This window comes from Brevibacillus sp. NRRL NRS-603 (genome assembly GCF_003013445.1).
GTDB classification, from domain to species: Bacteria; Bacillota; Bacilli; order Brevibacillales; family Brevibacillaceae; genus Brevibacillus; species Brevibacillus formosus.
In genome coordinates, this window is sequence record NZ_PXZN01000046.1 from 127085 (window position 1) to 139360 (window position 12276).

General features: G+C 51.2%; 9 protein-coding genes. All 9 read right to left on the bottom strand.

What is annotated here, in order from left to right:
* Positions 1-17 precede the first annotated feature (17 nt).
* Positions 18-656, bottom strand: coding sequence for a pyridoxamine 5'-phosphate oxidase family protein (locus C7R94_RS26040; RefSeq protein WP_106785547.1), 639 nt, complete (start codon positions 654-656; stop codon positions 18-20).
* 73 nt (positions 657-729) lie between these two features.
* Positions 730-2070: a YjiH family protein gene (locus tag C7R94_RS26045; protein ID WP_106785548.1), complete on the bottom strand. Its 1341-nt coding sequence runs from the start codon at positions 2068-2070 to the stop codon at positions 730-732.
* 72 nt (positions 2071-2142) lie between these two features.
* Entirely contained in the window at positions 2143-3417 is a 1275-nt protein-coding gene (gene hutI / locus C7R94_RS26050; protein WP_106785549.1) for an imidazolonepropionase, read from the bottom strand.
* Between the two features lie 5 nt (positions 3418-3422).
* The gene (gene hutU / locus C7R94_RS26055; protein WP_106785550.1) at positions 3423-5093 is read right to left on the bottom strand and encodes a urocanate hydratase; all 1671 of its coding nucleotides are present in this window, start codon (positions 5091-5093) and stop codon (positions 3423-3425) included.
* A gap of 163 nt (positions 5094-5256) precedes the next feature.
* Entirely contained in the window at positions 5257-6753 is a 1497-nt protein-coding gene (locus C7R94_RS26060; RefSeq protein ID WP_106785551.1) for a helix-turn-helix domain-containing protein, read from the bottom strand.
* Positions 6754-7175: 422 nt separating this feature from the next.
* Entirely contained in the window at positions 7176-7733 is a 558-nt protein-coding gene (gene lepB / locus C7R94_RS26070; protein WP_106785553.1) for a signal peptidase I, read from the bottom strand.
* A gap of 99 nt (positions 7734-7832) precedes the next feature.
* The gene (locus C7R94_RS26075; protein WP_106785554.1) at positions 7833-9614 is read right to left on the bottom strand and encodes a sigma-54-dependent Fis family transcriptional regulator; all 1782 of its coding nucleotides are present in this window, start codon (positions 9612-9614) and stop codon (positions 7833-7835) included.
* Between the two features lie 73 nt (positions 9615-9687).
* Positions 9688-10848 carry an ArgE/DapE family deacylase gene (locus C7R94_RS26080; protein WP_106785555.1) on the bottom strand — a complete coding sequence of 387 codons (1161 nt, stop codon included), beginning with the start codon at positions 10846-10848 and terminating at the stop codon, positions 9688-9690.
* Positions 10845-12083 (bottom strand): diaminopropionate ammonia-lyase, encoded by a 1239-nt coding sequence (gene dpaL / locus C7R94_RS26085; protein WP_106785556.1) that lies wholly within the window; start codon positions 12081-12083, stop codon positions 10845-10847. Before dpaL ends, C7R94_RS26080 begins: the two co-directional genes overlap by 4 nt.
* Positions 12084-12276: the final 193 nt, after the last annotated feature.

Sequence of the window (12276 nt, forward strand, 5' to 3'; positions counted from 1 at the left end):
TGCCGTTTTTCCTATGCTTAGTACAATCGATTCGTATAGCTGTCTTGCAAGCCCTCTGCCACTTCTTTTGCCGTCACACCCGGAAGCTTCACATGATCCGCCAGCATTTGCGCGACATTAGGAGTCGTTCCCTCTGCCGGCCATGACTCCGGCTTCCATAGACCAGAGCGCATAAATGCCTTCGCACAGTGGACGAAGCACTCCTCTACCTTTACGCCGATCCCGAGCGTTGGCGCCTTGCCGTTTACCGCCATCTTCGCGAGTATGTCTTCATCGCGAATAATGCAAGCCTTGCCATTCACGCGGAACGTCTCTTCCAGCGTAGGAATCAAAAAGATAAGCCCAATTTGCGGGTTGACCAAAATGTTCGTGATGGAGTCCATCCGCTTGTTTCCTGGGCGCTCAGGGATGACCAGATGATGATCATCGATGACATGCACAAAGCCAGGTGCATCTCCGCGTGGCGAAGCATCGCAATGGCCGTCTTTATCTGCTGTGGCAATGATGAGAAATGGCGATTGGGCAATGTAATTGCGGCTATGGTCATCCAGCTGGGTTATCGCCTTGTTTTGTACGAGACGACTTGGCTCTCCGACCATTTCGCGCAGTTGCTGCTCTGACGTAATAACATCACGGAAAATTCCGAATCCTGACATGACTAGCCCCTCTTTCCTCTGCTTGTTCGAACCTGCCACCATCATACCATATTTGTCCATTCGCTTTTCATGATTATGGCAGAAGCAGGAAAGCTAACGGGGTAACCAGCAGTAGCGTTAAGATCGTACGCTCTACCCAAATCACCAGAAGCTTTGGAATACTAATCGGAATCTCGGTAGACAAAATGCAAGGAATCGTCGCGGAAAAGAACAGGATGGAAGAAACTGAGACAACTGCAATGATAAACTTGGTGACCAGAGGTGCTTTTACAACGAGAAGCGCGGGCAAAAACATCTCGGCAATTTCGATCGCTGACGCTTTTGCAGCCAGTAACGGCTCTGGAATTTGCAAAAGCCATGTAATCGGATAAAACAAATAGCCCAGCCAGTCAAACAAAGGAGTAAATTCAGCCAGCACCAACCCGAGTAAACCGACTGACATGATAGACGGGAGAATACTCATGGTCATGATGAAACCATCCCGCAAGTTCTCCCAAATGTTCCGCGTCAAGGGCAGCGCCTTTCCCGCCGCTTCCATTGCCTCTGCCCACGCCTGACGCAACCGTTTTTCCTTGATCACTTTCTCCGGATCTGCTTTGTCTTCGTAATACGCATCGCTCATGCTGGACAGCGGCCAAATACGCACCGTCACGGCGGTTACGAGAAACGTCACCACGAGCGACACCCAGAAGTAAAGGTTCCAGTAATTCATCAAATCCAATGTTTTCGCGATCACGATCATAAATGTCGCAGATACGGTGGAAAAGCCTGTTGCAATAATGGCTGCTTCCTTAATCGTATATTTGCCTTCTTTGAATACCCGGTTCGTGATCAAAAGACCGATCGAATAGCTTCCCACAAAGGAAGCCACTGCATCTACCGCAGAGCGGCCAGGTGTTTTCCAAATCGGGCGCATGATCGGCTGCACCAGTACACCGATAAATTCCAAAAGACCGTAGCCAACCAGCAACGCCAAGAACACGGAGCCGATCGGGACCACCATGCCTACGGGAATCACCAGCTTTTCGAAGAGGAATGGCCCCATATTCTTGTCCAGCAGCCATGCAGGACCCGCCTGAAAGTAGATCAACAGAGCGATAGGCACACCCAGGACTTTTAGCGCAGAAAAGACAAGATTCACTTTGCTCTGCTTCCAACTGCCCGTCACAAACGGATAAATGGCCCCAAGCACAATCACAAGCAAGGCATATATCGGAATTGCACCTGGCATGATTTGCCGAACCCATGTCACGATGTGATCGAGCATAATTGAGCTTGTGTCATTAACGGTAACAGGAATAAAAAAGACGAAAATGCCAATGAGACTAAAAACAAAAAACTTCCAAGCATGTGTGGCGGATACGGCTTGCTGACCAGGATGAGGTGCAAGGTTGCTGTTCGAAATATTGCCCATACATGTCCCCCCATTTCAAAGACAAGCCGGTCTCCTCCACTACTATCCGTTTTTCTTTTGCTCTCTCTTGTATTACGCCAGTTTGCCCCCAGCAACGGCTATTGTTCCGTTTTTGATGACCGTGCTTACGTGATTGATCCCATACCGATATTGCAAGGTCATGAAATCAGGAACGTCAAAAATCGTGACATCTGCTTTTTTCCCAACCTCAAGGCTGCCGACCTCATGTGCGCAGCGGATTGCGTGAGCGGCATTGATCGTAGCTGCCGTCAAGACCTCGGCTGGCGTCATCCCCATTTTCAGGCAGCCCAGATTCATGATGAGCGGGAGCGAAACCGTTGGAGACGAGCCCGGATTGCAATCCGTTGAAATCGCGACAGCCACGCCACGATCAATCATTTTCCTGCCATTTGCTGACTCTGCCATCAAGAAAAACGCCGTACCGGGCAGTAACACAGCGATAACACCCGCTTCTGCCATCTGTTCAATCCCCTTGTCAGAGGCGCGCAGCAAATGATCCGCAGATACCGCTCCAACCGAAGCTGCCAGCTCTGCCCCTTCATACGGTTCGATTTCGTCCGCATGAATCTTCGGCAGCAACCCATGACGGACCCCTGCTTCGAGAATGCGTCGGGACTGCTCAGGAGTGAATACACCTCTTTCGCAAAACACATCGTTAAAAACAGCCAGTTTGCGACGAGCGACCTCTGGGATCATTTCCTCGATGACCACGTCTACAAACGCATCCGGATTTTCTTTGTATTCACGTGGCACCGCATGTGCACCCATAAAAGTGCTGACGATGTCGATGGGATGTGCCTCATGCAACTGCTTGGCGACCTCCAGCTGCTTCAGCTCATCCTCCAATGTCAGGCCATAGCCGCTTTTCGCCTCGACGGTTGTGACCCCATGCAACAGAAACTGGTCAAGACGCTGCTTGCTCTGGACAAACAGCTCTTCGTGGGTAGCTGCGCGCGTCGCTGCGGTTGTCGAGTGAATTCCGCCGCCATTGTTCATAATCTCCATATAGGTCGCACCATTTAGCCGCATGTTAAACTCATTTTGCCGACTACCCGCGTGCACGAGATGTGTGTGCGGATCGATCAGCCCTGGCGTGACCAGCTTGCCCGAAGCATCGATGATTTGCGCCTCATGCGCACGGTCTCGATAGTAAAGCGCCAGCTCTTCATCTGTTCCCACACGCTGGATCACGCCGTCCTCCAGCCAGATGCTTCCGTCCTCGATGATCGACAGCTCGTTCATTTGCGCTCCAACTACTGGGGAAGAGGAGCCGCCAGCCAGCGTGGCAAGCTGACTAGCGTGGCGAATCCATACAGGTTTTGTCATGGCTCTTACTCCTTCATCATCGGAATGTTGACGCCTTTTTCCTTGGCTGTTTGAATCGCGAGGTCGTACCCTGCATCCACATGTCGGACGATACCCATGCCTGGATCTGTCGTGAGGACGCGCTCCAGACGACGTGCTGCTTCTGGTGTTCCGTCTGCCACGATGACCATTCCGGCGTGGAGAGAGTAGCCCATGCCAACGCCGCCTCCGTGGTGCACAGATACCCAGCTCGCTCCGCCAACCGCATTGATCATGGCGTTGAGAATCGGCCAGTCCGCAACCGCGTCGCTGCCATCCTTCATCGCTTCCGTCTCACGGTTTGGCGAAGCGACAGAACCGGAGTCCAGATGGTCACGTCCAATGACGATAGGAGCCGACAGCTCACCGCGCGCCACCATCTCATTGATGATTTGACCAAAACGCGCACGCTCGCCATAGCCTAACCAGCAAATGCGGGAAGGCAGTCCCTGAAACTGAATGCGCTCCTGTGCCATGCGAATCCAGTTGCACAGATGCGTGTTATAGGAAAACTCGCGAAGAATAACTTCGTCTGTCTTGTAAATATCCTCAGGATCGCCGGACAGTGCCACCCAGCGGAACGGCCCCTTGCCCTCGCAAAATTGCGGACGGATGTAAGCTGGCACGAAGCCAGGGAAACGGAACGCATCTTCCACACCCTCGTTTTTCGCCACCTGCCTGATGTTGTTGCCATAGTCGAAAGTGACTGCTCCTTTTTCCTGCATAGCGAGCATGGCGCGAACGTGCTCAGCGATGCTTGCTTTTGCGCGAGATTCGTATGCTTTCGAATCGCGTGTCCGCAGTTCGGCTGCTTCCTCCAGCGACATGCCGATGGGAATGTAGCCGTTGAGTGGATCATGCGAGGAGGTCTGGTCTGTCAGCACATCCGGGATAAAATTGCGAGCCAGCATGGCATTCAGCACTTCGGGTGCATTGCCCAACAGACCGATGGAAATGCCTTTTTTGTCGCGTTTCGCTTCTTCCGCCAAACGGATCGCTTCATCCAGACTCTCTGTCATCACATCCAGGTATTTCGTGTCCAGTCTGCGTTGAATACGGGTCGGGTCCACCTCGATATTGATGCTCACACCGCCATTGAGCGATACGGCTAACGGTTGCGCACCACCCATGCCGCCCAAGCCCGCTGTGACGGTAATCGTTCCGGTCAGCGTACCTTCAAAATGCTGGCGTGCCAGCTCTGCAAACGTCTCGTACGTCCCTTGCACGATGCCCTGGCTGCCAATGTAAATCCAGCTTCCCGCTGTCATTTGTCCGTACATCATCAATCCCTTTTTGTCCAGCTCGTGGAAATGCTCCCAATTCGCCCAGGCAGGCACCAGATTCGAGTTTGCCAGCAGCACACGCGGCGCGTCTGTATGGGATTTGAATACAGCAACTGGCTTCCCAGACTGGATCAGGAGTGTTTCATCGCTCTCTAACGTTTGCAATGTTTTGACAATCGCATCGAAGCATTCCCAGTTCCGTGCCGCCTTGCCAATTCCGCCGTATACGACCAGATCCTCTGTACGCTCAGCTACATCAGGATTGAGGTTGTTCAAAAGCATGCGCAGCGCAGCTTCCTGTACCCATCCCTTTGTATGTAATTGGGTACCTGAAAAGGCTTGGATCAATTGTTCAACGGATTGTGTCGTCGTCATCATTTCCACCTGCTTTTCTAAAAGGATGTACTTCTTAGCTCCATTGTAAAAAAGCACGGAAAGACAAAAAAGGCACCGCGCTTTCGATTTGGTGCCTCTATTTTCGATTCACTCGCAAACGCATTCATGGTTTGACGAAAAAATCTGTCTTTTCTTTCGATTTCTATCTTTTCTTCTGATTTCGTAACAAACGTGGAGTTGTCCCTGTTTTTTCCTTAAAAATTTTACTGAAATAATTGGCGTTAATGAATCCACATCGCTCTGCCACCTCTTGGACAGACAAGGATGTCTCAAGAAGCAATCGGCGTGCTTCTTTTACCCGCAACGAAGTGAGTATTTGACGAAAAGAGCTTCCTTGCTTTTGCGCGAGTAGCGTACTGAAATAGGAAGGGCTGCGGTCGATATAGCGTGCGACTTCCTCCAGGCGCAGTGCCGGATCAGTATAACGTCCTTCTATATAGCGAATCGCCTGTTCCACGACATCGACACGGGACTCGTCAATGGGATGGTGAGCAGCATCAAGAAGCTGATTGATGAACAGCAGCAATTCCACTACGATCCGATACAAGATCGGCGAGTAAAGAATCGTTTCGAAAACCCGGTGATACTCCTCTTCCAAAGGTAGAGCGTCAAGACCACGTGATATCATGTAGCGCCTGACTTGGGCCAAAATGCTCGTCAGCCGAATACGCAACAGTCCCGGCTCTGGATAAGGCTCTTCCTTGAAAAAGAAGTGTGTATACAGCCACTGCTTCAGCTCTTCCCGATTGCCTTCATCCAGCATTTCTACCCACGTGCGCTGTTCGGCGGGCGTCAGAAATGGGTCAATCATCGTCCAATTCACGCGATTATCCATCACCGTCACTTGCCGATATCCTTTGAAAAAGCGAACTTGCAGGGCTTGGCTCGCTTCCGCATACGTCTCGTTCAAGCTCTGCTCATGGTTGCTTGCATCATACATGACCAAAAAAAGCGGTGCATCATTGCTTGCTTCCCAGTCCATCAGCAAACGCTTCCCCATTTGGTGGAGCGTAGAAGGCGAGACCGCAGCATCCACTGGAAATACCCCTACAATTGCGTCCCCTAGCGGCAAAAGGTCTGGCTTGTCGCGAAACGGATATTCCTCAAAAAAGCGCAGCAGTTCCGGATGCCTCTTTGGATCTTCCAGTTGAGCCAGCATGAGCGAATAAGACTTGGCTTGTACGTGCCCGGGGAAAAACAGGTCAAGATACGAGACATCCCTGTCATTGTCCGAACCTGTTCCCTTCTCTTCGTTCATTCGCTTCCGATCCAAGCGCTCCTGGCAGCATCTCGTCAGGATTCTCCTGATGTATTCCGGTGTCTGTGGCTTCAACCATAGATCGCGTGCAAAAAGTCCAATCCCCTGCATCGCACGCTCGAACGTGGCCTCTGAGGTGGTCACCACAACGGTCGGACGATACTGGTCCACCAGAAGCTTCAACCGGTCCCACTGCCCGCGCCCGATCATGTCCAGTTCAATACAAAGCACTTCCGGTGTATGCGCTTCCATCATTTCGAAAACGTCTTCCATGGTCCCGGCACTATGCACCTTGTCATACGGAATGGCATAGCTGCTGACGAGCCATCCGATCCCGATTCGTTCGTTCTGGTCCCGATCCGCTATCAAAATGCTGGGCATAAGCCGTCCTCCTCGACCATTACCTAATTAACTAGCAAAAGAAATACCAGCCTAAAGAGAATGGGGCTGGTATTAGTTTACCATATTGACTGCTATCAGTCCGTCTTCAAAAGTCTTACATGGGTCTTCCACTCATCGGGACCTGGAAGTGGCATGATCTTGGCGTCTTGCCAGTCAGTTGGTTTCGCGTTCGGGATGAAATGATGGTGGAACCCCGCATTTGAGTTACTTGAAGAGTGTGCACTTACAGTAGTTGCACAAGCAAGCATCCCTATTAATAGAAGCTTGGTGAAGATAAACTGTTTTTTCAAGGACTACACCTCTTCCCCCTCTTAATCATTACCCTTAAGACGTGGACAGAAGAGCTTTGTTTCATCAAAAAAAGGTCGCCCATAAATGGACAACCTTTTCTCCTTCACGTTTTACATATTGAGAGGATTTTCGATCATGGTTCCCATCACATGATCCAGTGGAATAAAACCAATATCGCGGGAATCTGTGCTGTGATTCCGGTTATCTCCCATGACAAAAACATGATCGGCTGGAACCGTGATCTTTCCGTCTGCTACATATTCCATCGTTTCTTTGATGTATGGTTCGTTCAATGCCTCACCGTTTCGATACACCTTGTTGTCTTTGAACTCCAGTACGTCGCCTGGTCTTCCAATGACCCGCTTGACATACATCGTGTGATCATCGCCTTGACCTGTGATCAGCGACACCAAGGGATGCCCCATGATATCGTCCATCAATGTACGGTCTCGCTCTACCCGACTGTCGATCACGACAATATCTCCGTAATCTGGCAAATAAGAAAACGTGTGTGATAGTTTAGATACATATATGCGCTGTTCGTCTTGTAAGGTAGGGTCCATGGAATGCCCATCAACCTTGAACGGTTGAAATACAAAGATTCCGAGGACAAGAGCGAATACGACAGCAAAGGTTATCGATCGAATCCATCCCAAAACTTCTTTCATTTCCTTTTGGCACTCCTTCCTTTTACCATCTCTCTTCCTGTATCTAAACCATCATACCACATTATCCGTTCATTCCCAAAAAATCGGCCAGAAGTCGGATCAGGTGAGACCGTACTCGCGCAGTTTCCGAAACAGCGTTGCACGACTTATGCCTAAAAGGGCAGCCGCTTCTTCTTTTCGTCCGTTTCTATCGCGGATTTGCTGCAGCGCGGTATCGATTGCTGCCCGTTCCAGCTCTTTCAGCGTAAGTCCTTGCTTTTGCCAGTCGAATGACCCTTGGTGTTCTTTTACGGAATGCGAGGAAGATTCACGCAGCATTCCCGTTCGAATGGGCAAGCTCGAAGGCTGCACCCAAGAGGTTGCTTCCATATTGACCGCGTACTCGATTACATTTTCCAGCTCTCGGACATTACCTCTCCAGCCGTGATGAAACAAAACATTTTGCGTCTCTTGGGAAAAGCCGTGCAACCTCTTCCCCACCCGATTCGCATGCGCCAAAAGGATATCGTTCGCCAACGGCAGTATATCCTCTCTACGTTCTCGCAGCGAGGGCAACTGGATGGGAATCACATGCAAACGATAGTACAGGTCCAACCGAAACAACCCCGCGTCTACCCGCTCCTGCAAATCCAGATGGGTAGCTGCAATGATCCTTGCCGCTAAGCGTATCGGCTTGCCATTGCCTCCAATTCGATACAATTCCTTTTCTTGCAACACGCGCAGCAGCTTGCTCTGCAAAGGCATGGGCATATCCCCGATTTCATCGAGAAACAGCGTGCCTTTTCCTGCGACCTCAAACAAGCCCGGTTTTCCACCTTTTCGTGCTCCTGTGAATGAGCCTTCCTCGTAACCAAACAACTCGCTTTCCATCAAATGCTCAGGGATTGCCGCGCAATTAATCGAAAGGAACGGCTCGTCACGCCGGGGGCTTGCCTGATGAATGGCTTTGGCAAAAAGCTCCTTGCCAGTACCGCTTTCACCTTGGAGCAGGACAGTCGAATCACTGGCTGCCACACGTCTTGCCACTTCCTTTGCTTGTACAATCGCAGGACTGTTTCCACCAATCATCCGAAAAGGGTCGGGCTCCGAGTATCCACTCACCTGCCTTGCGATTTGCACGACTTCCTGTACGTCATCAAGCGTAATCACCCATTCTTTGACCGTTCCTGCTAGTAGAATGGGCTTGATGGCAAACAAAAATGTCTTGTCTTCCTGCCCGATGGACAGAACGACCTGTTTTGGCACAGACTGCGTAGCATCTGCACGGCGAATGGCATCTATCCAATCTGCCGTTTGACTGTCGTCGTGATCGAGCCGCAAATATTGACGGGCACGCTGGTTCGCTTGAATGATCCGATTGTCTTGATCGACGAGAAACACGGCTTTGTCCATTTCATCCATGACGACACGCAGCTTTTCTACCGTATGCAGCTGCTCGACGTACAAGTAGTGCTCTTTTAGTTTAATGGCGATCAGCTCGGCCATTTTTTGCAAATAGGTCAATATCGCATCCACATCCGCAAACAACCGCTCGCGCTGCTCCTCATCGAAAGCGAGCAGGCCGATCACACCTATATTTTCATTGTCTAATTGAATCGGGCAACAAATCTCTCCCGTCTCCACACAATTCCCATAATGCATACAGGGACGACACCGCTCATCCTGCCCTGGATGCATAATCACAACAGGATGCCCCGCGAGCAACGACTCCCGGTATATATGGTCCTCTCCTGCCATCGTCCGCAAAACGCCAGCCTCAGTCTTCCCGGTACCTGCGATCCGCAAAAACTGACTGTCCGCGATCTCTACCTCTACTCGCAGAACGGATGCAACTGCCGAAGCAATCTGCTGCACACTTTCTTGAATTTCTCGCAAGGGCATCTGGCTTCCCCTCCCGTCAATCTCTTGCCTCCATTATAGCGCATCATAGGAGAAGCCAGGTCTTATGCATTTTTTACCTACAAAAATCGCAAATCGTCTCCACTAAGATGGCACTCATGTCTACCAAGCTATCCACCTCTACATATTCGACTGCCGCATGCAGACCGGCACCCACTGGTCCAAACAAGACGGTAGGAATTCCCGCTTCCTGCAATAATGCCGCATCCGTCCATCCCGAGAATCCGCATACTTCGGGTATTTTTCCCATCACGCTCTTACATGCGGCCTGAAGGGCTATATAAACAGGTTCATCCAGCCCGACTTCAAATGGCTCCCGCAAAAATGTCAGCTCGGCGCTTGCTTGGAACGACTCATCTTCAGCGCGCAGCTTCTGTAGTAATTCTTCTATTTCACTTGCAACATCTGCTTCTGTCTCACCCGGCAACGTCCTTCTCTCCCAGTCGATGCGGCAATAGTCTGGATAGGTGGACAGCTCCGTTCCGCCTTGAATGAGCGAAGCATGGACAGATGCGGCACCGAGAATCGGATGAGCGGGACCTTGAGCCAACCTATCCGAGAGACGCTCCAGCTCTTGCAGGACCCTGCCCGCCCGCACAATTGCATCAATCCCTTCTGCCGGACGACTGCCGTGGGCTGCCTTGCCCAGCACCTCGCATTTGACCCAGGCAAATCCTCTGTGAACGACGCCAATCGCCAGATCGGAAGGCTCACAGCATATCGCCGCGTCTGCTTTGTACGACTTTACCAACTCCTCCGTGCCGATGCTTTTATACTCCTCGTCAGCAACAAAAGTCAAAATGACATCTCCTGCCAACGGAACCTTTGCCTGTGCGATTGCCTCAACTGCGGCGATCATGGCCCCCAGACTGCCCTTCATGTCCTGACTGCCTCTGCCGTAAATTTTGTTGTCCACGACGGTGGGCTCAAACGGCGGAATCTCCATGCGCTTTGCACTCACGGTATCCATATGTCCGTTCAACATCAAGGATTGGCCGCCGCCTGTTCCCCGTAGGATCCCGACGACATTGACCGCTGTGTCGTTAATAGGCGTGACATGGACCTCCAGTCCTGTCGCCTCCAAACGCTCTCGAATAAAAGCGGCGATCGCTTTTTCGCCCGGGCCATCCTCATCCAGGTACGGGTTCACCGAATCAATGCGAATGAAATCCTGCACCAATGAAATCAGTTCGTCTCGATTGATCGTCACGTTCATTTTGTCATTTCCTCCTCTTCTCGACATTCGCCTTCCCAGATGATCCGTCTGTATATATCCCGATCCGTGTCACCTTCCGTACTAAAGCACAGAACAACGGAATTTTCATTCAAGCCGAGCTGCTCACGCTGTTGATGATATATTGGCTTGCTCATCAAGGCAGCGAGTAGCCCTACTCCAACTGCTCCACTTTCCCCGCTCACAATGGTAGGGTCGTCTCCGGTCGGTGCCGCAAGTATACGCATGCCGTTTGCCGCCACGTAATCGGCACAGCTGGCGAAGAAGTCTGCATGCTCCTGCAAGATCTCCCATGCCATCGGATTCGGCTCGCCACATGCCAGACCTGCCATGATGGTTCCTAGCTCTCCCGTAGCTGCATGTGGCTGCCCGTCGTTCTTTTCTGCTGAGAGAACCATGCAATTGGCGCTATGCGGCTCGACGATCACGGTTGTTAGGTCTTTGTTTGCTGACACCGCTACGAAATGTCCCAAGACTGCTGCGGCCATGGAACCGACACCTGCCTGCAAGAATAGATGCGTCGGCTGTTGGGCGTCGGTGAGGGCTGAGAGTTGTTCCATGGCCTCTGCTGCCATCGTCGTATAGCCCTGCATGATCCACGTGGGAATGGTCGTGTAGTCTTCCCATGCCGTATCTTGAATCACTTGCCAGCCACGTTCTTTGGCCATTTGTTCTGAGAGACGCACGGCTTCATCGTAGTTTCCGTTGATGACGTGGGCTTGTGCGCCCGCCTCGCGTATCGCATCTACCCGTTGCTGGGCGGAGCCTTTGGGCAAGTATACAACGGCATGCTGTCCGAGCGCCTTCGCAGCCCATGCAACTGCCCGCCCATGATTGCCATCTGTCGCAGTGACGAAGGTGACTTCTCCGATTCGCCCTCTCATTTCTTGGGAGCACAGTGCTTCAAAGGTCATCTCTTCTGTCGATTTCCCCAGCTTCTCGCACAAGAAACGCGCCATCGCGTAAGAAGCTCCCAGAACCTTGAAGGCATTGAGTCCAAATCGTTTGGACTCATCTTTTACAAGTACCTGTCTTACTCCCAGCTCATGTGCCAGGGCAGGCAATGTAACAAGGGGAGTCGGCTCGTAGTTTGCGAGAGATTGGTGAAAAGCTTTGGCAAAACGAGTTTCGTTTGCGGTCAAATAGGTAGGAATGCGAGAACTCTCGCTATTTTTTCTCTTATTTTTCACAACGTAAATTGGGGGTCGTTTATCCATCGATGGTTCCTCCTTAGGTGGTTTCACTCTACTTGATAAAGCAAGGATCGTGCCAACGGTTGAGGAGTGGGGGGCTTATTATTTCGGCGGTTGATCGTATCATAATGAGACTTATTTGTTTCGATTTGATACTTTAAGTGTTTTTTTGAGACTCGTTATTCCGGCTGCTGTGGTGGGAGGAAACAGGAGAAAA